Annotated in this window: 16 protein-coding genes and 2 pseudogenes; 3 read left to right on the forward strand and 15 right to left on the reverse strand. The window is 74.0% G+C overall.

What is annotated here, in order from left to right; genetic code table 11:
* Positions 1 to 21: 21 nt before the first annotated feature.
* A complete protein-coding gene (locus ACZ4MF_RS11925) occupies positions 22 to 1,245 on the forward strand; it encodes a serine hydrolase domain-containing protein (RefSeq protein WP_467491876.1) in 1,224 nt (407 codons plus the stop codon).
* Between the two features lie 11 nt (positions 1,246 to 1,256).
* Here the strand turns inward: ACZ4MF_RS11925 and ribA are convergent, their stop codons facing one another.
* Positions 1,257 to 1,928, reverse strand: a complete 672-nt coding sequence (ribA, locus tag ACZ4MF_RS11930; RefSeq protein WP_356025550.1) for a GTP cyclohydrolase II — start codon at positions 1,926 to 1,928, stop codon at positions 1,257 to 1,259.
* A gap of 86 nt (positions 1,929 to 2,014) precedes the next feature.
* Between ribA and ACZ4MF_RS11935 the strand changes: the two genes are divergently transcribed.
* Positions 2,015 to 2,791, forward strand: coding sequence for a creatininase family protein (locus ACZ4MF_RS11935; RefSeq protein WP_467491877.1), 777 nt, complete (start codon positions 2,015 to 2,017; stop codon positions 2,789 to 2,791).
* 101 nt (positions 2,792 to 2,892) lie between these two features.
* Here ACZ4MF_RS11935 and ACZ4MF_RS11940 read toward each other — a convergent pair.
* The 5 genes and pseudogenes from ACZ4MF_RS11940 to ACZ4MF_RS11960 all read right to left on the reverse strand — a co-directional run.
* Positions 2,893 to 3,819: pseudogene (locus ACZ4MF_RS11940) on the reverse strand (lysylphosphatidylglycerol synthase transmembrane domain-containing protein); the annotation flags it as partial.
* Positions 3,816 to 4,763 carry a class I SAM-dependent methyltransferase gene (locus ACZ4MF_RS11945; RefSeq protein ID WP_467491971.1) on the reverse strand — a complete coding sequence of 316 codons (948 nt, stop codon included), beginning with the start codon at positions 4,761 to 4,763 and terminating at the stop codon, positions 3,816 to 3,818. The pseudogene ACZ4MF_RS11940 and the gene ACZ4MF_RS11945, both read right to left, overlap by 4 nt.
* Positions 4,764 to 5,017: 254 nt before the next feature.
* Complete coding sequence (locus ACZ4MF_RS11950) at positions 5,018 to 6,202, reverse strand: glycosyltransferase family 4 protein (RefSeq protein ID WP_467491878.1); 1,185 nt, start codon at positions 6,200 to 6,202, stop codon at positions 5,018 to 5,020.
* Entirely contained in the window at positions 6,199 to 6,597 is a 399-nt protein-coding gene (locus ACZ4MF_RS11955; protein ID WP_356025558.1) for a 6-pyruvoyl trahydropterin synthase family protein, read from the reverse strand. Before ACZ4MF_RS11955 ends, ACZ4MF_RS11950 begins: the two co-directional genes overlap by 4 nt.
* A 111-nt stretch (positions 6,598 to 6,708) precedes the next feature.
* Positions 6,709 to 7,698, reverse strand: a complete 990-nt coding sequence (locus ACZ4MF_RS11960; protein ID WP_467491879.1) for a zinc-dependent alcohol dehydrogenase — start codon at positions 7,696 to 7,698, stop codon at positions 6,709 to 6,711.
* Between the two features lie 107 nt (positions 7,699 to 7,805).
* Between ACZ4MF_RS11960 and ACZ4MF_RS11965 the strand changes: the two genes are divergently transcribed.
* Complete coding sequence (locus tag ACZ4MF_RS11965) at positions 7,806 to 8,567, forward strand: CDP-alcohol phosphatidyltransferase family protein (protein ID WP_467491880.1); 762 nt, start codon at positions 7,806 to 7,808, stop codon at positions 8,565 to 8,567.
* 75 nt (positions 8,568 to 8,642) lie between these two features.
* Here ACZ4MF_RS11965 and ACZ4MF_RS11970 read toward each other — a convergent pair whose 3' ends face one another.
* The 9 genes and pseudogenes from ACZ4MF_RS11970 to ACZ4MF_RS12010 all read right to left on the reverse strand — a co-directional run bounded on the left by ACZ4MF_RS11970 (position 8,643) and on the right by ACZ4MF_RS12010 (position 19,187).
* Positions 8,643 to 9,350, reverse strand: a complete 708-nt coding sequence (locus tag ACZ4MF_RS11970; RefSeq protein ID WP_467491972.1) for a YcnI family copper-binding membrane protein — start codon at positions 9,348 to 9,350, stop codon at positions 8,643 to 8,645.
* Between the two features lie 846 nt (positions 9,351 to 10,196).
* Positions 10,197 to 11,930: an ABC transporter permease subunit gene (locus ACZ4MF_RS11975; RefSeq protein ID WP_467491881.1), complete on the reverse strand. Its 1,734-nt coding sequence runs from the start codon at positions 11,928 to 11,930 to the stop codon at positions 10,197 to 10,199.
* A gap of 5 nt (positions 11,931 to 11,935) precedes the next feature.
* The gene (locus ACZ4MF_RS11980; protein WP_467491882.1) at positions 11,936 to 13,423 is read right to left on the reverse strand and encodes an ABC transporter substrate-binding protein; all 1,488 of its coding nucleotides are present in this window, start codon (positions 13,421 to 13,423) and stop codon (positions 11,936 to 11,938) included.
* Between the two features lie 36 nt (positions 13,424 to 13,459).
* Positions 13,460 to 14,035 (reverse strand): GNAT family N-acetyltransferase, encoded by a 576-nt coding sequence (locus ACZ4MF_RS11985; RefSeq protein ID WP_467491883.1) that lies wholly within the window; start codon positions 14,033 to 14,035, stop codon positions 13,460 to 13,462.
* A gap of 49 nt (positions 14,036 to 14,084) precedes the next feature.
* A pseudogene (locus ACZ4MF_RS11990) lies at positions 14,085 to 14,508 on the reverse strand (discoidin domain-containing protein); the annotation flags it as partial.
* A 102-nt stretch (positions 14,509 to 14,610) separates the two neighbouring features.
* Positions 14,611 to 15,975: a GH1 family beta-glucosidase gene (locus ACZ4MF_RS11995; RefSeq protein ID WP_467491884.1), complete on the reverse strand. Its 1,365-nt coding sequence runs from the start codon at positions 15,973 to 15,975 to the stop codon at positions 14,611 to 14,613.
* Positions 15,976 to 16,004: 29 nt separating this feature from the next.
* Positions 16,005 to 16,844 carry a carbohydrate ABC transporter permease gene (locus ACZ4MF_RS12000; RefSeq protein ID WP_467491973.1) on the reverse strand — a complete coding sequence of 280 codons (840 nt, stop codon included), beginning with the start codon at positions 16,842 to 16,844 and terminating at the stop codon, positions 16,005 to 16,007.
* A 13-nt stretch (positions 16,845 to 16,857) separates the two neighbouring features.
* On the reverse strand, positions 16,858 to 17,850 hold the full coding sequence (locus tag ACZ4MF_RS12005) for a carbohydrate ABC transporter permease (RefSeq protein WP_467491885.1): 993 nt from the start codon (positions 17,848 to 17,850) through the stop codon (positions 16,858 to 16,860).
* A 20-nt stretch (positions 17,851 to 17,870) separates the two neighbouring features.
* Positions 17,871 to 19,187, reverse strand: coding sequence for an extracellular solute-binding protein (locus ACZ4MF_RS12010; protein ID WP_467491886.1), 1,317 nt, complete (start codon positions 19,185 to 19,187; stop codon positions 17,871 to 17,873).
* Between the last annotated feature and the right edge of the window lie 90 nt (positions 19,188 to 19,277).

Below are 19,277 nucleotides of genomic sequence, written 5' to 3' on the forward strand. Positions count from 1 at the left end.
GGCGGCGAGCGGAGGAGAGCGATGGCGGGGTTGGGGCAGGAAGTCGAGCCGGACGAGGCGGGGTTGGACGCCGCGGCGCTGGACCGCTTGGACCGGTGCTTCGCCGACCACGTGGACGCGGGTCGGCTGCCCGGCTTTCTGCTGGCCCTGGCCCGCGGCGGGCGCATCGCGCACCTCACGACGTACGGGCGGCGCGATGTGGCGCGCGAACTGCCGGTGGAATCCGACACGTTGTGGCGGATCTACTCGATGACCAAGCCGGTCACCGCCGTGGCCGTGCTGCTGCTGGCGGAGGAGGGCCGGCTGGGCCTGGACGATCCGCTGGAGCGGCATCTGCCCGCGTTCGCCAACCCCCGGGTGTACGAGGGCGGTTCAGGAGACGGCCTCACCACCCGGCCGGCCGCCGGACCGATCCGGATCCGTCATCTGCTCACCCACACCGCCGGGTTGACCTTCGGCTTCTACCACCGGCATCCGGTCGACGCCCTGTACCGCGACTCGGGGCTGGCGTACTCGGCGCCGCCGGGTGCCGATCTGACCGAGACGGTCGAGGTGTACGCACGGATGCCGTTGCAGTTCGAACCGGGCACGCAGTGGAACTACTCGGTCGCCTCGAACGTGCTGGGCCGGGTGATCGAGGTGGTGTCCGGGCGGCCGCTGGACGCGTTCCTCGCCGAGCGGATCCTGGGCCCGCTCGGCATGGCCGACACCGGGTTCCACCTCGCCCCCGGGCAGGAGCCCCGGCTGGCCGAGCTGTACCGGGAGACGGACGAGGGCGGGATCGCGCCGGTGCCGGGGCTGCCGGTGCACGGCCGGCCGCGGTTCCTGTCCGGCAGCGGCGGCCTGGTCTCCTCGGCGTACGACTTCCACCGGTTCATGGAGATGCTGCGCCGCGGCGGCGAACTCGACGGCGTCCGGCTGCTGTCGGCGGACGGCGTCGCGCTGATGACCGGCAACCGGCTGCCCGGCGGCGCCGTCCTGCGCGCCTTCGGCGCCCCGGTCCACCAGGAGCCCGGCAACGACGGCCTGGGCTTCGGCTTCAACGTCTCCGTGGTGGTCGACCCGTCGCGCACCCTGGCCCCGTCCAGCCTCGGTGCGTACGGCTGGACGGGCGCGGCCACGACCGCGTTCTGGGTGGACCCGGCCCACGAGCTGACGGTGCAGTTCATGACCCAGGTGCGCCCAAGGACGCTGAAGGTGTTCCCGCAGCTGCGGCGGCTGGTGAGCGAGGCGCTCGCCGGCTGACCGCCGGGCCGTCAGGATCCGTGGGCGACGGCGTCCAGGTGCGGGAGGATGTGGTCCAGCCGCTCCCGTTTGGTGCGCAGATAGGTGATGTTGCTCTCGCACGGCTCGATGAGCAGCGGTACCCGCTCGGCGACCTGGATGCCGTGCCGGACGAGGGCCTCGCGCTTGCGCGGGTTGTTGGACATCAGCCGGACCGAACGCACCCCGAGGTCGCGCAGGATCTCGGCGGCGACGCCGTAGTCGCGGGCGTCGACGGGCAGGCCGAGCGCGAGGTTCGCCTCCACGGTGTCCAGGCCCTCGGCCTGGAGCGCCATCGCGCGCAGTTTGGCGAGCAGGCCGATGCCGCGGCCCTCGTGCCCCCTCAAGTACACGACGACACCGCTGCCTTCGGCGACGACGGCGCGCAGCGCGGAGGCCAGCTGGTCGCCGCACTCGCAGTGCCGGGAGCCGAACGCGTCCCCGGTCAGGCATTCGGAGTGCAGCCGGGTCAGCACGTTCTCGGTGCCGATCTCGCCGTACACCAGGGCGACTTGTTCCTCGCCGCGGTCGTGGTCCAGGTAGCCGATCGCCTGGAATTTGCCGTACACGGTGGGCAGCGGCGCATTCACGACGCGTTCCGTGTCCGTCCGCCCTGCGGACTTCGAGCCCAGTACGCCGATGTCGACGCCGGTGTTTTCTGTCATGATCTGATTCCTCAAGCGAGACGAAAGGCCGTGAAACAATGAGTGGTTCGGGCGTGCGGGCGGCGGCACACGGAGCGACGCGCGGAATGAGCGGGACGCGCGGGACGTACGGCGTGCTGCCGGCGGACACCACGCGGGACGTACGGACGCGGGGGGCGGGCGTTCCCGCACAGGTCGCCGTCCTTCCCGTCGGCAGTTTCGAGCAGCACGGGCCCTTCCTTCCGCTGGCGACCGACACGCTGGTCGCCTGTGCCGTGGCGCGGGAGATCGCCGCCGTCCACCCGGTGCATCTCCTTCCTCCGGTGACGGTCTCCTGCTCGCACGAGCACGCCGGCTGGCCGGGGACCGTCAGCATCTCCTCGGTGACCCTCCACGCGGTGGTCCGGGACATCGCGGAGTCGCTGCGCCGCGGCGGGGTCGACACGCTCGTCGTGGTCAACGGGCACGGTGGCAACTACGTCCTCGGCAACGTCGTGCAGGAGGCGTCCGCGCGCGGTGAGCGGATGGCGCTGTTCCCGGCCGCCGAGGACTGGGAGGAGGCCCGGGAGCGGGCGGGGGTGGAGACCTCGCTGCTCTCCGACATGCACGCAGGGGAAATCGAGACCTCGATTCTTCTGCACGCTCATCCCGAATTCGTCCGCCCTGGTCACGAGTCCGCCGATTTCATCGCCGACGACCGTCGTCATCTGCTCACCGTGGGAATGTCCGCCTATACCGAATCGGGCGTCATCGGCCGTCCTTCCCTGGGGTCGGCGGAAAAGGGGAAGGAACTGCTGGCGAGCCTCGCGGATTCCTTCTCGGCGGTGTTCGCGTTGCTCACCGCGTCCGAGGGCGCCGCGGACGCGGGGGCCGTACGGGGGTAGCCGCGCAGCCCGCCGTACCAGCGGGCGGCGAGGACGACGGCGCCGGGCAGGCTCGCCACGAAGCTGAGCACGCCGTAGACCACGGCGACGGCGACCCCGCTGTCCGCGCCGAGCCCCGCGGCCCCGAACGCCCAGGCGGTGACGCCCTCGCGGGGGCCGAATCCGCCGATGTTCAGCGGCAGTCCCATGGCGACGAGGGCCAGGACCGCGAGCGGGACCAGGGCGGCCACGGAGGCGGCGGAGCCGGCGACCCGGGCCGCGACGACGAACATCGCCAGATGTCCGGCCAGGACGACGGCCGAGGACAGTGCGACCCCGGGCCCGGCCTGCCGGGACAGCAGCCCCTGCCGTGCCTCGCCGAGGCTCGTGCGCAGCGCGGTCCGGCGCCGGCCGGGGGCGCGGTTCATGCGCACGGCGAGGACGACGGCGAGGGTGCCGGCGACGGCCAGGGCGGCGAGCGGCGCGAAGGCGCGGACCTCGTCGCGGACCGGCGAGGGCAGGATCAGCAGGGCCGCCGCGCCGAACACGGCCAGCGCGATCTGCCCCGCGACCCGCTCCAGCACCACCGCCTTCACGCCGCGCCGCAGGTCACCGGCGCTCCGCCCGTGCCGTACCGCGCGGTGCACGTCGCCCAGGATCCCGCCGGGCAGGGCCGCGTTCAGGAACAGCGCACGGTAGTAGTCGGCGACGGCGGGCCCGAAGGGCAGCCGGATCCGCAGGCCCCGGGCCACCAACTGCCAGCGCCAGGCGCTCAGCACGGTGGTGACCACGCCGATGCCGAGGGCGGCGAGGACGGTCCCGGTGTCGATCCGGCGCAGCCCGTCGAGCAGCGCGCCGGTGCCCAGCCGCCACAGCAGCGCGCCGAGGATGACGACACCGGCGACGGTCCCGAGGTGCGTGCGCAGGGCACGGCCGTCGAGGCGCCGCGGGCCGACGGCGGGCGTGGCGGAGCAGGCGGGGGCCGGGGCGGGGGCCTCGTTCTCCGCCGGTCCGGCACCCGCGGGGTACGCGGTCGCCCGCGCGGTCATGAGGTGCCGTCCGTCGGGCCGGGCAGGGCCAGCAGGTCGCTGTGGTGGACGATCACCCGCAGCTCGCCGGCGGCGCAGGCGGCGCGCCGGTCGCGCAGGTAGCGTGCCGCGCGCTCGGCCAGGTCGGGGCGCTGCTCCACGGCCGCGCCCACCCAGCCGCGCAGCCACTGCTCGGTCAGCGCGGCCTGCTCGGGGCCGAGGTGCCACGGGCTCGGGCGGACGCGGACGTTCGCGCCGCGCGCGGCGAACGCCTCACGGGCCACGGTGACCGCGTCCGGGCCGAGCAGGTCCGTGCGCCGCTGGTGGGCGTTGAACGCCTCGGCGATCTCGGCGTCCAGCGGGTCGTGCGGGGTGAGTTCGACGCGTCCGGCGACGGACAGCGTGAGCAGCGCGGGACATCCGGCGCCGGCGCACGCGTCGACGAGGGCGAGGATCTCCTCGCGGGTGAGGACGTCGAGCAGCGCGGAGGCGGTGACCAGCGAGGCGCCGCTCAGCACGTCCGGGGTCAGCCGGGCCACGTCCCCGCGCCGGGTCTCGACGGTGACGCGGCTGCCGTCGGCGGCGGAGCGCGGGCAGGCCACGGCGGCAAAGTGCAGCAGATAGGGGTCGCGGTCGTGCAGGACCCAGTGCTGGGCGCCGTCGAGGCGGGGCGCGAGCCAGCGGCCCATCGAGCCGGTGCCGCAGCCGAGGTCGTGCACGGCCAGGGCGCCGGGGCGGCCCGGCAGGTTCGCCAGGCGGATCCGCAGCGGGTCCAGCAGGTCCTGTGCACGGGCGGTCGCGTCGGCGCTCTCCCTCAGCTGCAGCCACTCGGGCGCGTACCGGGGCGGTTCGCCGGGCTCGTCGTCCCGCAGCCGTACCGTGGCCCGCTCGCCCGGACGGCCGGCGGGCCCGGCGCCGGGGACGACCGACAGCACCGAGTCGGCCGCGGCGGCCGCGGGCCCCAGGTCGGCGGACCCGTCACCGGCCTCCGTCGTACCGGGCGCCGTCGCAGCCGGCGCCGTCGTACCGGGCTCGCCGGGCGCGTCGGCCGGAGTGGGGCCACGGCCGTCGCCCTGGCCCGCACCGGCCGCACCGCCGTCGGTCTCCCCGCGCGGCACGGACTCCACCTCGCTCTCGCACTTCTGCGGCAACTCCGTTTCCCGGGGCCCCGGTTGGGCCGGGAGCGCGGCGGCCGCGTTCGTCATGGTGTCGCGTGCCGTCATGCCGCCCTCCCCGGGGTCTCGGGGAGGCGGCCGAGGACCGCGGCCAGGCTGCGGGCGGTGGCGGCCCAGCCGTCGAGCGCGGCACGCCGGGCGCGGGCCGCGGCCTTGAGCCGGCGGCGTACGTCGGGCTCGCCGAACCAGCCGCGCAGTTCGGCGGCGAGCGCGCCGGGATCCTCCGGCGGGACGAGGATGCCGGGCACCCCGCCGTCGGGAGCCCGGCCGACCGCCTCCGGCACCCCGCCGACGTCGGTGGCGAGCACGGGGATGCCGCGGGCCAGCGCCTCGGTCACCGCCATGCCGTAGGTCTCCGCGTACGACGTCAGGACCATCAGGTCGGCGGCGGCGTACGCGGCGTCGAGCCCGGCGCCGGTGCGCGGGCCGGTCAGGTGCAGCCGGTCGGTGAGGCCGTGCCGGGCGATCAGCTCCCGCAACTGTGCGACGTACGCGGGGTCGTGGACGAGTCCGCCGACGCACTCGCAGGTCCACGGCAGGTCGCGCACCGCCGCGAGGGCCTCCACAAGCCGGTGCTGGCCCTTGCGCGGGGTCACCGCGGCGACGCACAGCAGCCGGGAGACGCCGTCGGTGCCGGGCGCGAGGGGCGCGATGTCGGCGCCGGGCGGGGCGACATGGACCCGGTCGGGGTCGAGGCCGTGGTGGGAGACGAGCCGGCGCACCGCCCAGTCGCTGGTCGCGACGACGGCGGGTACGGCGCGCAGCACGGCCCGTTCGCGGGCGTCGAGGTCGGCGGCGGCCCGGGGGTCGAGGCCGGTCTCGTCGCCGAGCGGCAGATGCACCAGCACCGCGAGGCGCAGGCGTTCGGCCTCCGGGGTGACGATCTCGGGCACGCCGCAGGCGACGAGTCCGTCGAGCAGGACGATCGCGTCGTCCGGCAGGTCCCGCAGGGTGCGGGCGAGTGCCTCGCGGGCGATGCGGTCGGGGCGGGGCCAGCTGCCGGCGGCGATGTGCCGGGTGACCTGCCAGCCGAAGCCGGGCAGGTCGAGGCAGAGCCGGCGGTCGTAGGCGTTGCCGCCGCTGGGCGCGGCCGGGTCGTCGACGCCGGCCGGCATCACGAAGTGCACGGTGCGCAGGGACATGGGGATGATTCCGGCGTGCTGCTCGGCTGCGGTGGGCTGTGCGGGCACGTAGGAGAGCCGCGCCCGCTCCACGGTCGCGTCGGTCACAGGGCACGCTCGTAACTCGCCCAGGCGATGTGCGACTCGTGGAGGGTGACCGATATGGCGGCGAGCCCCTTGGCCCCTTCGCCGAGGTTGCCCTTGTGGACGCGTTCGGCGAGCCGGTCGGCGATGACCTTGGCGAGGTACTCGGTGGAGGTGTTGACGCCCGCGAAGTCGGGTTCGTCGTCGAGGTTGCGGTAGTTCAGCTCGGCGGTGATCAGGCGCAGTTCCTGGGTGGCGAGGCCGATGTCGACCACGATGTTGTCCTGGTCCAGCTGTTCGCGGCGGAAGGTGGCGTCCACGAGGAACGTGGCGCCGTGCAGTTTCTGCGCGGGCCCGAACACCTCGCCGCGGAAGCTGTGGGCGATCATGATGTGATCGCGGACGGTGATGCTGAACAACGGACGACCCTCCAGGTGCGGCGCGTCTGATCCCCCGGACCGTGCCTGCCCGGGGATGACATCTAGTACGGCTCTTCGCTTCCCCGTGTTCAGCCCCCTCTCACTCTTTTCTCAGGTCAGACCCGCCTCGGCGTACCGGATGCGGTGGCACAGGGCCGGGATGTCACCGGCGGCGAGCCGCGGCATGACGTCGGGGAGTTGCTCGAACTCGCTCTCCCCGGTGATGAGCGCGTCCAGGGCCGGGTCGGCCAGCAGGTCGAGGGCGAGTGCCATCCGGTCGGCGTAACCGCGGCCGGGGCGGGCGGCCGGGGAGACGGTGCCGACCTGGCTGCTGCGCACGGTGAGCCGGCGGGAGTGGAAGGCCTCGCCGAGCGGCAGGCTCACGCGCCGGTCGCCGTACCAGCTCAGCTCCACGACGGTGCCGTCCGCGGCGAGGAGTTGCAGGGCGCGGGTGAGGCCGGCCTCGCTGGCGCTGGCGTGGACGACGAGGTCGCAGTCGCCGAGGGCGGCGTCGGGGGTCGCGAAGTCGACGCCGAGGGCCTCGGCGGTCTTCGCGCGGGCCGGGTCGGCGTCGACGAGCTGGAGGCGGATGCCGGGGAAGCGGGCGAGCAGGGCGGCCACCGAGCAGCCGACCATGCCGCCGCCGACCACGGCGATCCGGTCCCCGATCAGCGGCGAGGCGTCCCACAGGGCGTTGACGGCGGTCTCGACGGTCCCGGCGAGCACGGCGCGCGCGGCGGGCACGGACTCGGGTACGACGGTGACGGCGTTCACCGGGACGACGTAACGGCTTTGGTGCGGGTACAGGCAGAAGACGGTACGTCCGATCAGGTCAGCCGGGCCCTGTTCCACCGTGCCGACGCTGAGATAGCCGTACTTCACCGGGCCCGGGAAGTCGCCCTCCTGGAACGGCGCCCGCATCACGGCGTGTTGGCCGGGCGGCACCTGGCCGCGGAAGACGAGCGTCTCGGTGCCGCGGCTGACCCCCGAGTACAGCGCGCGCACGAGGACCTCGCCCTCGGCGGGCTCCGCGAGGGTGACGTCGCGCAGTTCTCCGTGGCCGGGCGAGCTCAGCCAGAACGCGCGGGCCGAGCGGTTCATAGGCATCCTCCTGAACAGTGGGCAAGTTGTTCACGTACCGAGAAGTGCACAGGCCGCGCACAGTACGCGGCGTTGATCGACTCTGTCACTCGGCCGGAGGGTGTGCGGTGGCCCTGAACAACACGTATGACGCGAGGCTCCAGCAGGAGACCGCTGTGGGAGCGGGCGTACAGATCCTGCTGCTGGCCCTGCTCGGCACGGCGATAGGCATGGGGCCGGCCGGCTGGCTGACGGGGCTGGCGTTCGCGTTCGCCACCTGGGCCGTGCTGGCCCGTGCCCTGCACCGCTCCCGGCTGCGCTCCTTCGGTCCGGCGAACCGGGTCACGCTCGGCCGGGCGACCCTGGTGGGCGGGGTGACCGCCCTGGTCGCGGACTCCTTCGAGAGCTCGCCGCCGGTGACCGTGCTGGTCGGCCTGACCGCCGTCGCCCTGATCCTGGACGGCGTCGACGGCAAGGTGGCCCGCCGCACGGGGACGTCGACGGCGCTCGGGGCCCGCTTCGACATGGAGGTCGACGCGTTCCTGATCCTCGTGCTGAGCGTCTATGTCTCGATGCAGCTGGGCCCGTGGGTGCTGCTGATCGGCGGCATGCGGTACGCGTTCGTCGCGGCCGCCCGCCTCGCCCCCTGGCTGAACGCCCCGCTGCCGCCCTCCTTCGCCCGCAAGACGGTGGCCGCGGTGCAGGGCATCGCGCTCCTGGCGGCGGGCGCCGAGCTGCTGCCGCGGCCGGCGAACCTCGCGATCGTCCTGCTGGCGCTGGGCTCCCTGGTGTGGTCGTTCGGGCGCGACGTGCACTGGCTGTGGCGTACGTCGCGTACGCCGCTGCGGGTGCCGGCCGAGGCGCCGGTGCTGGAGCTGGCCGGGCGCTGAGCGGCGGCGGACAGGAGGAAGGGCCCGGGCCGGGAATGCCGGTCCGGGCCCTTCGCATCGCACTGACGCCCGCTGTTACGCCCGCGGCGTGCGGCTCCGCACGAGCGCGAAGGCCGCGGCGGCGAGGCCGAGGACGCCGACGACCAGCCCGGCGATGCCGAGCCCGCGGGCCGTGGCGTCGGCGGAGTCCGCGGCCCGGGTGGTGGCGGCGGCGCACTTGGCGGGGGTGGCCGCACCGGTGTCACCGGCCGTCAGTCCGAGCACGGGCGCCGGGTTCTCCGGGGCGTCGCCGCCGGTGGGCTCCTCGATCCAGCGGACGACCTTGCCGTCGGAGTACGTCTGGAGTGTCTTGAAGGCCAACTGCCCGGTGTCGGAGGGGAGTTGTCCGAAGGCGACGTCGAAGTCCTCGTACTGTCCGGCGGCGATCCTCCCGCCGGTGAAGGTGATCTCGGAGGCGGCCTCGGTGACGGTGCCGTCGTCGGTCTTGACGGGCGTCTTCAGCCTGGTCGTGGTGACCTTGGCGGTCCAGCCGTCCTGCGGGTGGACGAGGACGCCGAGGACGGGGTGGTCGGTGGGCAGGAAGACCTGGACCTTCGTGGTGAAGGCGCCGTCCTCCTCGTTGGGGACGCGGAAGGTGAGGACGCCGTCGGTGGCGCCCTTGGCGTAGCTCTCGGGGTGGACGGTGACGTGCGCGAAGGCGGCACCGGCGGCGAGGAGCACGGTGGCGGCGGCACCGGCGACGACGGTCGCGGCGCGGCGCAGGGCCGGACGTGTGGCGGACATGGCGGGTCGGTCTCCGTACGGGTGACGTGGGTGAAGGAGTCGGATCGGGTACGGGACCGGGGCCGGGGGTCCGCGCCGGCTGACCGCGTGCCGCAGCGGGGCACGGCGGGGCGGCCCGGGATCGGCCGGGAGACACGGGGTGTGCCGGGCCGGGGCGGGCAGCGTGGCCTCGCGCCACCGGACGGCGAGGCCGGGGACGAGGCGGGCGGTGCGGCGCAGCAGCGACCACAGGGCGGCCTCGCCCCGCCGCAGCCACCAGGAGGCGGCGAGCGCGGCGAGGAGATGGGCGGCGGTGGCGTGGGCGGTCGTGTGCGCGGACGCCATTGCCGCGGCCGTGGCGGGGCCGTGCACGAGGGGCATCGCGGGGCCGTGCAGAAACGGCGTCGCGTGCACGTGCGTGAACGGCGTCGCGTGGCTCTGCGGCACCGCCGCACCGTGGCCCGGCGCGGCCGTCATGCCCGCCGCGGACGCGGGCCCGCCGCCGTGGTGGGCGGCGTCGAAGCCGGTGTGCAGGGCGGCCTGGGTGGCCAGCATGGCGGCGCCGATGCCGGTGAGCGACCGTTCGCGGGCGCCGAGGATCCAGCCGAGCGCGAACACTGCGGCGAATCCGGCCACGTCGGCCCACAGCGGCGGCGTCGTCCCCATGGCGAGCCCGTGCCCGGCGACGGCGAGCAGCACGCACACCGCGGCGAACACCGCGGCACGCAGACCTCTCACCGCCGGGGACGCGCTCATGGTGAGGGAGTCTCCCACGGTCGGGTGATACGTGGGGCGGGGGCGTCGTGTTCAGCCGCGGGGCAGGGCGAGCCGCCGCAGGAGCCGGGTGCGGGGCGGTGGGCACGGACGTCAACGGGTCACCGGCTCCCCCTTGCCGGCCGGGCGTTCGGCGCGCGCCGGGCGTCGTAGGGCGGCCGCCGAGGTGACGGCGAGCGCGCCGAGGACGGCGAGTACGGCGGCGGGGGCGAGGACCGTCCAGGGGGCGCGTTCGGCGTAGGGCTGGTTCTCGGCGAGGAGGTGGCCCCACTCGGGGGACGGCGGCTGGGCGCCGAGGCCGAGGAAGCCGAGCGAGGCGAGGGCGAGGGCGGTGCCGGGCAGGCGGAGCAGGGCGTGCCGGGCGACGGGCGGGACGACGGCGGGCAGGAGTTCGTGGCGCAGCAGGTACCAGCGGCCGGCGCCGAGGGCGCGGGTGGCGGTGAGGTGCAGGGCGGCGCGTTCCTGTCGCAGGAGCGCGCTGGTGTGGGCGGCGAGGGGTGCCCAGGCGACGGCGGCGACGGCGAGCGCGGGGGTGGCCGGGCCGCCGCCCGCGACGGCGGTGACGAGGAGCGCGGCGAGGACGGGCGGTACGGCGTTGACGGTGTCGGCGAGCGGCCCGGACAGCCGGGGCAGCAGTCCGAGCAGCAGCCCGGCCAGCAGGGTGCCGGCGCTGAGGACGAGGGCGAGGAGCAGGGTGTCGAGGGCGCCGTGGGCGATGCGGGCGAGCAGGTCGCGGCCGAGGGCGTCGGTGCCGAACGGGTGCGCGGCGCCGGGGGGTTGGAGGCGGGCGGCGGTGTCGAGGGCGAGCGGGTCGCGGGGCAGACCGGCGGCGAGGACGGCCAGCAGCACGGCGGCGAGCAGGAGCGGCGTCGCAGCCCGCGCGGGCGCGGCGGCCGGGTGCGGTGCGGGTACGGCGCCGTCCTTGAGGGCGGGGCCGGCGAGCAGGCGTACGCCGAGCCGGGTGGTGCCCGCGGCCAGGGCGGCGAGGAGCACCAGGCAGAGGGTGCCGGTCTGGAGGACGGGCAGGTCCTGGGCGAGGGCGGCCTGGAGGGTGGTGCGGCCGAGGCCGGGGATGTCGAAGATCTGCTCGACGGCGACGGCGCCGCCGGTCATGCCGACGACGAACAGGGCGGTGTTGGGCAGCAGTCCGGGCAGGACGCGCCGGACCGCCTGCCGGGCGATCGAGCGGGCGGGCAGTCCGCGCGCCCGGGCGGCCCGCACCCAGGGCTCGACGAAGGCGCCGGGCAGCTGGTCGTCGAGGAGCCGGCCGAGGACGGCGCCCGCGGGCAGGCCGAGGGCGAGGGCGGGCAGGACGGTGTGGCGCGGGCCGTACCAGCCGAGGGCGGGCAGCCAGCCGAGCTGGACGCCGACGACGGTGGCGAGCACGGAGGCGGTGAGGAACTCCGGGAGCGTGGCGAGCATCGCGGAGCCGGCGCCGCCGGGCCGGTCGCGGCCGCCCCGGCACAGGGTGCGGGCGCAGACCGCGGCCGCGGTGCACAGGGCGACGGCCAGGGCGACGGCCATCAGCAGCAGGGAGACGCCGAGCGCCTGGAGCACGGCGGGTCCGACGTCGGCGCCGGAGATCCAGGACTGTCCGGCGTCCCCGCGCGCCAGCCCGCCGAGCCAGCGCCCGAGCAGGGTCGACGGCCCGTCGTCCAGGCGCAGTTGACGTCGGATGGCGGCGAGCACCTCGGGGTCGGGATCCCGGTCCTGGGCGCGGGCCTTGAGGACGGTGAGCGCGGGATCGGTGCGGGCCAGCCAGGGCAGCAGCCCGATCCCGCCCACCAGGGCACCGGCGAGCGAGGCCCGCCACAGCATGCTGCGCATGTCGCTCAGCGCCGGGTGCCGGTGCCGACGAGGGTGCGCTCGTAGGGGTCGAGGAGCACCCCCTTCACCGCGCCTGAGACGCCGGTGACGACGCGCTGGTGGACCAGCGGTACGACGGTGTCGGTGGCGAGGATCGCCGCCTCGGCGCGCAGCGCGGCGGTCCGCCGTCCGGCGGGGTCGGCGGTGCGCTCGGCGGCGGCCACGGCCCGGTCGACGGCGCGGTCGCACAGCAGGGCCAGGTTGTAGCCGCCGTCGCAGGTGTAGTCGCTCGCCAGGACGGCGACGGGGTCTCCCGTGTCGACGAGGCTGTTGCGGGCGAGCACGAACGCGTCGAACTTCCCGTCGAGGGCGTCGCCCTCCAGCCGCCCGTACTCGCGCACGACGAGCTTCACCCGGAAGCCCGCCTTCTCCAGCTGCTGCTTCAACACCTGGGCGACTTCGGGGAGTTCGGGCCGGTTGTCGTACGTGGCGAGGGTGAGTTCGGTCCCGTGGGGCCGCTTCGCCGCGGCCCGGCCCGCGGGTTTGAGGTGCTTGCCCTCGGCCCAGGTGACGGCGGGCCCGTAGATCCCGGCCCCGCGGTCGGCGTGCCCCTCGTACACGCCGCGCGCGAGAACGGAGGTGTCGACGGCGGCACGGGCGGCGGCCCGCAGCCCGGCGTCGCGCAGCGGCCCGGAGCGGGAGTTGAGCAGCAGGCTGGTGGTACGTGTGGTGGCGGTCTCGCGCCGGGCCCCCTCCGCCAGGGTGGCGGTCTGGGCGACGGGCACGGCCTCGGCCAGGTCGGCGTCGCCGCTGCGCAGGGCGTTGGTGCGGGCGGTGCCGTCGGCGACGAAGCGGACGTCGATGCCGCCGGCCCGGGCGCGCCCGCCCCAGTAGTCGTCGTACCGGTCGAGGGTGGCGGAGGCGGTCCCGTTCACCTTCTTCAGGACGAACGGCCCGGTGCCGCTGCCCACCGGGTCGACGGCGCCCTTGCGGGCGTACGCCGTGGCGGACAGGACGGCGAGGCCGGGGCTGGACAGTCGCAGGGGCAGGACCGGGTCGGGCCGCTCGGTGGTGACGCGCAGCCTGCGGGCGTCCACCGCACGGGCGGTCAGCTCCACGCCGGACAGGGCGGCCGGGGCGGGCCGGGCCGCGGCGGCGCGGGCGAGGGAGGCGGCGACAGCCCGGGCGGTCACGTCGGTGCCGTCGTGGAAGGTGGCCTCGCGCAGGGTGAACAGCCAGCCGCGGTCGCCGTCCTGCCGCCAGGAGGTGGCGAGGGCGGGCGCGGCGGCGCCGTTGCCGTCGAGCGCGGTCAGCCCCTCGGTGACGCCGAGCCGGGTGAGGATGGTGCCGTCGGCGCCGTACGGGGAGAGCCGCTCGGCGGGCGGAAAGGCGAGCGCGACGCGCAGCCGGGCGGCGCCGCCGCCGCGATGGTCGCCCGCACCGGAGGCGAAGCAGCCTGCCAGCAAGGGGGTGAGCAGAAGGGCGGCGAGCAGCCGGGGACGCGGGAGAGACATGATCCTCGGTTCGTTTCGGACGATCGGGCGCGAGCCTCAGACTACATGACAATCATTTTCATCACTGACGGCACCTTCACCCCGCCCCACGGGCAGCTCGAAGTGCACGAGGCTCTGCGGACGTCCGGGGTCCGCCCGCTCGTCGTGGACGACCTTGCCGAGCGACCGCCAGAACGCCTCGGCGCCGGGCACGGCCGGATCGGTGTGCAGGTACACGGCCCGGTACCCCCCGTCCGCCCCGGCGAACTCCACGAGCCGCTCGGCCAGTTCCCGCGCGATCCCCCGCCTGCGGTGCGCGGGCCGCACGTACACCCGGCGCAACTGCGCGGTCGACCCCGACGGATACCGCTCGGCGAGCCACCGCGGATTCGGCGGCCACACGGGCCCCCGTGCATCGAGCGCCCCGGTCCCGACGACCTCCCCCACCCCGTCGACCGCGACGAACAGCGCGTGCTGCACAGGCACCAGATAGGCCCCGGCGGGATCGACGATGTCGGCGTGCCAACGGGGCACGTATCCGGTCCCGAAGTCCCGGTAGACGGTGTCGAGCATGACGGACCGGGCACCGTCGAGGTCGGAGGGGGTTGCGGGCCTGATGCTATAGGGATGCACTTGCACATCATATGCATTAAGTGCGAGGGTCCCACCCGGCCTGCCGTTGGCCCGCCGGGCAGGCGCCGCCGAGGGCGAGGTTGAGGATGACGTACTGGTCGTGGTCGTAGACCCACTGGCCGCGCGCGGACTCCAGCACGTTGCGACTCGTCTCCTGGAAGGCAGGCCGGAATCCGTCGCCGACCGGCGGCTTCATCCGCACGCTCACCCGGCCGTAGGTGACGTCGGCGTGGGTGTGGGTGTCGATGCGGCCCGGGGTGAAGTCGTAGGTGCCGACACCGGCCGGGGTGCAGCCTTGCCGGGCCCATCTCCGTTCCGGTGCGTACGACGCGCCACTTGGAGTGGTCGAGGGCGGCGCCGTAGAAGTCGTCGGAGAAGGTCGTGCGGTGGGTGCCCGGCTGGCCCGCGGGGAGCGCGGGGTAGGCGGCGGAGGCGCTGCCGCCCGTTCCCCAGACCTGGAACTCGTCGACGGATTCATCAGCGCACGGCCGGCCCGTACGTCGGTGCGCGACGGGGTGCATGGAGCCGGTGGCCGCGGACTCCCGCGTCCGGGCCCACCGGCCGTAGGGGGCGGGTCAGGCGGCCCGGCGGGTCTGGCCCCGGTGGACGCGGACGATGTCCGCGTACCGGCGGCCGCTGCCCTTGATGGTGCGCACCTGGGTGCGGTAGTCGACGTGGACCAGGCCGAAGCGCTTGGCGTAGCCGTACGCCCACTCGAAGTTGTCCAGCAGGGACCAGGCGAAGTAGCCGGCGAGCGGGGCGCCCTTGCGGGCGGCGGCGGCGCAGGCGGCGAGGTGCTGCTCCAGATAGGCCTGGCGCTCGGGGTCGTCGACGCTGCCGTCCGGGCGGACCAGGTCCTCGAAGGCCGAGCCGTTCTCGGTGACGTAGATCTTCCGGGCGCCGTAGTCCTCGGTGAGCCGGAGCAGCAGCGTCTCGATGCCGCTCGCGTCGATCTCCCAGTCCATCCCGGTACGCGGGACTCCCTCGCGTCGCACGGCGCGGACGTACGGCGCCGGACCGTCGGGGGCGTCGGCGACGTGGGCCGGGAAGTAGTAGTTCAGGCCGAGCCAGTCCAGTGGGGTGGCGATGGTCGCCAAGTCGCCTGTGTGGACGGGGAGTTCGACGCCGTAGGTGTCGACCATGTCGGCGGGGAAGCCGCGGCCGTGCACCGGGTCGAGCCACCAGCGGTTGACGTGGCCGTCCTGGCGGCGGGCCGCCGCCACGTCCTCGGGGCGGTCGGTGGCCGGGTGGACGGTGGAGAGGTTGTTGACGATGCCGATCTCGGCGCCGGGCGCGGCGGCCCGCACCGCCTGGGCGGCGAGGCCGTGGCCGAGGAGCAGGTGGTACGAGGCCCGTACGGCGGCGGTCAGATCGGTCCAGCCGGGGGCCATCTTGCCCTCCAGGTGGCCGATCCAGGCGGAGCACGAGGGCTCGTTGAGGGTCGCCCAGAGCTGCACGCGGTCGCCGAGGCGGCCGGCGACCGCCCCGGCGTACTCGGCGAACGCGAAGGCCGTGTCCCGCTCGGGCCACCCGCCGCGGTCCTGGAGCGTCTGCGGCAGGTCCCAGTGGTAGAGCGTGACGGACGGTGTGATGCCCGCCTCCAGCAGCGCGTCCACCAACTCGTCGTAGAAGGCGAGGCCCTTGGGGTTGACCGGGCCCGTGCCTGCGGGCCGGACGCGGGGCCAGGCGACGGACAACCGGTAGGCGTCGGCGCCGAGTTGCCGCATCAGGGCGATGTCCTCGCGCCAGCGGTGGTAGTGGTCGCAGGCGACGTCGCCGGTGTCGCCGTTCGCGGTCTTCCCCGGGGTGCGGGAGAAGGTGTCCCAGATCGAGGGCGCCCGGCCGTCCTCGGCGACGGCCCCCTCGATCTGGTACGCCGCGGTCGCCGTGCCCCACAGGAAGTCGGGCGGGAAGGCGGCGAGGTCGATGCGTTCGGACACGGAAGTCCCTTCGGAGTACGCGGGATCGGTCACTTGACGGCGCCCGCCGTCAGACCGGCGACGAGATAGCGCTGGAGCAGCAGGAATCCGGCCACCACGGGCACGCTGACGACCAGCGACGCGGCCATGATCTGGTTCCAGTAGACGTCGTAGAGGGTGGAGTAGCCCTGGAGGCCGACGGCGAGGGTGCGGGTGGTGTCGTTGGTCATCACGGACGCGAAGAGCACCTCGCCCCACGCGGTCATGAAGGCGTAGACAGCGACCGCGACGATGCCGGGGATCGCGGCGGGCACGACGATCCGCAGCAGCGCGCCGAACGGGCCGCAGCCGTCGACCAGTGCCGCCTCGTCCAGATCGCGCGGCACGGAGTCGAGGTAGCCGATCAGCATCCAGATGGAGAAGGGGAGGGAGAAGGTGAGGTAGGTGAGGATCAGGCCGCCGCGGGAGCCGAACAGGGCGATGCCGGTGGCGTTGCCGATGTTGACGTAGAGCAGGAACAGCGGGAGCAGGAAGAGGATGCCCGGGAGCATCTGCGTCGACAGCACGGTCACCGTGAAGACGCGTTTGCCGCGGAAGTCGTAGCGGCTGACGGCGTAGGCGGCGAACACCGCGATGACCACTGAGCAGGCGGTCGCCGCGCCCGCCACGATCAGCGAGTTCACGAAGTAGCGGGCGAGCGGGACGGTCGACCAGATGTCGATGTACGGCCGGATCGTCAGCCCGCTGGGCAGCCAGCGGAACTTCCCGGTGACGTCCGCGAGCGGTTTGAGCGAGCTGGAGACCATCACGTACACCGGGATCAGCACGAAGCCGGTGAGCAGGGTGAGGAAGATCCGCCGGGTCCACAGGAACGAACGCGGGGGTGCCATGGGCGAGTTGGCGCTAGCCACGGGCGGGCCTCCGTCGGCGCGAGGTGAGCAGCAGGTACCCGCCCGTCACGGCGAGCAGGAAGAGCAGCAGCAGGACGGACATCGCCGAGCCGGTGCCGAAGTTCCAGGTGACGAAGGACGCCTGGTAGATGTGGACCGAGATGAGGTCGGCGGCGGCCGGGGCGGACTTGCCGAACAGGACGTACGGCGTGTTGAAGTCGTTGAACGTCCACAGGAACAGCACCAGGACGAGCACCTGGTTGACCGGGCGCAGCGAGGGAAGCGTGATGCGGCGGATCTGCTGCCACACTCCGGCGCCGTCCAGTGCGGCGGCCTCGTACAGCTCCCGCGGGATGTTCTGGAGCCCGGCGGTCACGATGAGGAAGGCGAACGGCCAGCCCTTCCACACCGACACGGTCAGCAGGGCGTAGAAGCTGTTGTCGCCGATGAGCCAGAAGGAGCGCCGGTCGGTGAGGTGGAGCTGGTCGTGCAGGACGTGGTTCACCAGGCCGTTGTCGTGCTGCAACATGAACACCCAGGTGATGACGGCCGCGTAGACGGGCAGCGCGTACGGCACCAGGAACAGGGTGCGCAGCAGGCCGCGGCCGCGGAAGGCGTCCTGCATGAAGACGGCGGCGGCGGTGCCGGTCAGCCAGCACAGGGCGACCGAGAGCAGGGTGAAGCCGACGGTGACGAGGAAGGAGTGCAGCAGGGCCTTGCCGACGGGGGCGTCGAAGTCCACCGACACCGTGTAGTTGCCGAGCCCGGACCAGGGGGCGGTGCCCCAGTCGCGGATGTAGAACTGGGTGAGTTCCTTGAAGCTCATCACGATGCCGACGGCCATCGGCACGAGATGGACGAGCAGTTCGAGCACGAGCGCGGGCAGGAGGAGCAGGTAGGGCAGAGCGGCGCGGCGGATCCGCCCGGTGCGGCGGCGGGGTTCACGCGCCGCCGCGCCCGGGGGTCCCTCGCGCACCGGCTCCTTGAAGGCGGTGGTCGTCGTCATCGGCGTCGTCATCGGCCCGCTCACGCCGCCGGCATCTGCTGCTGGGCCTTCTCCAACTCGGCCTTGACCGAGCCGGTGGTCACCGCGCGGCCGGCGGCGGCGTCGGCGAAGAGGTCCTTGACGGCGGTACCGACGGTCGTCTCGAACTGCGACTCGGAGGGGACCTGCGGCATGGCGGCCGCGGACGCGGAGAGGGTGCTCTTCAGCACCGCGTCGGCGGGCGTGCCGAACGCGGCGTCCGCCTGCGCGGACGTGACCGGCGGGATGGAGCTGTAGGCCTTGTTGAGGATCTTCTGCTCCGCGTCGGAGGTCATGAACTTCACGAACTGCGTGGCGCCGTCGAGGTTGTGGGTGTTCTTGAAGACGGCCAGGTTGATGCCCATGAACGCCGAGTCGACCTGGGTGCCGCTGCCGGGCGTGCCGGAGATCACGGGCACCGGCGCGATGCCGTAGGAGTCCGCGCTCATGCCCTGGGACGTGAGGTTGGCGGCGGCGGACTGCCACAGCAGCATCGCCTGCCTGCCCTTGGCGAAATCGCTGACGGACTGGTTCTGCGCGTATTCGGCGTCGCCGGTCGGGATGACCTTGTCCGTGGCCATCAGGTCGACGTAGCTCTTGACCGCGTCGACCACCTTGGGAGCGGTGAAGTCGGGTTTGCCGTCGGGGGTGAAGAAGTCGGCGCCGCGCTGCCGGGCGAAGACGAAGACGTGGTGGATGTTCTCCGAGGGGTTCGAGCCCTCGGCCCCGAGCGCGGACGTGCCCTTCGCGTCGATCTTCTTGCTGTCGGCGACCAACTCGTCCCAGGTGGCGGGCGGTTGGGAGATTCCGGCGTCGGCGAAGATCTTCTTGTTGTAGTAGAGGGCGTACGCCATCGAGTACAGCGGGACCGCGGCCGGGTCCTTGCCCCGGACGCCGGTCGAGTCGAGCGCGGCGCCGGCGAACCGGTCCTTGCCGCCGATCTTCGCGAAGTTCTTGGCGTCCCACGGCAGCAGCGCGCCGGTCGCCTGCAGTGAGGCGCTCCAGGTGTTGCCGATGTTCAGCACGTCCGGGCCCTGGCCGGAGGTGGTGGCGGTGAGGATCCGGTTGAGCAGGTCGGACCAGGACACGACCTCCAGCCTGACCTTGATGCCGGTCTGCTTCTGGAACTTGTCGAGCTCGGGCTTCAGCACCTGCTGGTCGACGGCGATGCTGGCGCCCTGGTTGGAGGCCCAGTACGTCAGTGTCTTCGGGGAGTCGTTCGACCCGCCCCCGGTCGCGGAACCGCCGCCGCAGGCCGTGGCCGCGAGGGCGAGAGACAGGGCGACGGCGCCGGTGGCCGCGGCTCGGATTCTGCGCATGGCTCCTGGTGTCCCTTTCCGGGGGTCGAACCCCGAGGCCGCCGCCGGGAGCCGACGTCACACGACGTCACGCGACGTCGCCTTCGACTC

Source organism: Streptomyces sp. NPDC025793 (genome assembly GCF_055558375.1).

Excerpts from the sequence above, each read along its gene's own strand:
- ACZ4MF_RS11925 (WP_467491876.1), top strand. The coding sequence starts at position 22 with ATGGCGGGGTTGGGGCAGGAAGTCGAGCCGGACGAGGCGGGGTTGGAC.
- ribA (WP_356025550.1), bottom strand. The coding sequence starts at position 1,928 with ATGACAGAAAACACCGGCGTCGACATCGGCGTACTGGGCTCGAAGTCC.
- ACZ4MF_RS11935 (WP_467491877.1), top strand. The coding sequence starts at position 2,015 with ATGAGCGGGACGCGCGGGACGTACGGCGTGCTGCCGGCGGACACCACG.
- ACZ4MF_RS11960 (WP_467491879.1), bottom strand. The coding sequence starts at position 7,698 with ATGAACCGCTCGGCCCGCGCGTTCTGGCTGAGCTCGCCCGGCCACGGA.
- ACZ4MF_RS11970 (WP_467491972.1), bottom strand. The coding sequence starts at position 9,350 with ATGTCCGCCACACGTCCGGCCCTGCGCCGCGCCGCGACCGTCGTCGCC.
- ACZ4MF_RS11975 (WP_467491881.1), bottom strand. The coding sequence starts at position 11,930 with ATGCGCAGCATGCTGTGGCGGGCCTCGCTCGCCGGTGCCCTGGTGGGC.
- ACZ4MF_RS11980 (WP_467491882.1), bottom strand. The coding sequence starts at position 13,423 with ATGTCTCTCCCGCGTCCCCGGCTGCTCGCCGCCCTTCTGCTCACCCCC.
- ACZ4MF_RS12000 (WP_467491973.1), bottom strand. The coding sequence starts at position 16,844 with ATGGCACCCCCGCGTTCGTTCCTGTGGACCCGGCGGATCTTCCTCACC.
- ACZ4MF_RS12005 (WP_467491885.1), bottom strand. The coding sequence starts at position 17,850 with ATGACGACGACCACCGCCTTCAAGGAGCCGGTGCGCGAGGGACCCCCG.
- ACZ4MF_RS12010 (WP_467491886.1), bottom strand. The coding sequence starts at position 19,187 with ATGCGCAGAATCCGAGCCGCGGCCACCGGCGCCGTCGCCCTGTCTCTC.